1 protein-coding gene is annotated in these 204 nt (G+C 55.4%); it reads left to right on the forward strand.

Features of this window, described 5'->3' with window-relative positions; genetic code table 11:
* Positions 1-12: 12 nt before the first annotated feature.
* Positions 13-204, forward strand: a 192-nt coding sequence (locus DM397_RS24150) for an MBG domain-containing protein (protein ID WP_394364546.1), incomplete at its 3' end; no start/stop codon positions are given.

Raw genomic sequence — 204 nt, forward strand, 5'->3', positions numbered from 1 at the left:
GCCTCGCTTACGATCACGGCAGATGATAAGAGCAAAATATACGGCAGTTCGAATCCGGCTCTGACGGTGAGCTACTCGGGATTTGTGAATGGCGATACTGAAACTGTGCTAACCGCAGCGCCTACAGTCGCCACCACGGCAGTTACAGGAAGTCCGGTGGGGACTTACCCGATCGCAGCGAGCGGAGCCGCAGCATCCAATTAT

It is taken from the genome of Flavobacterium nitrogenifigens (assembly GCF_003254565.1).
Classification (GTDB): Bacteria; Bacteroidota; Bacteroidia; order Flavobacteriales; family Flavobacteriaceae; genus Flavobacterium; species Flavobacterium nitrogenifigens.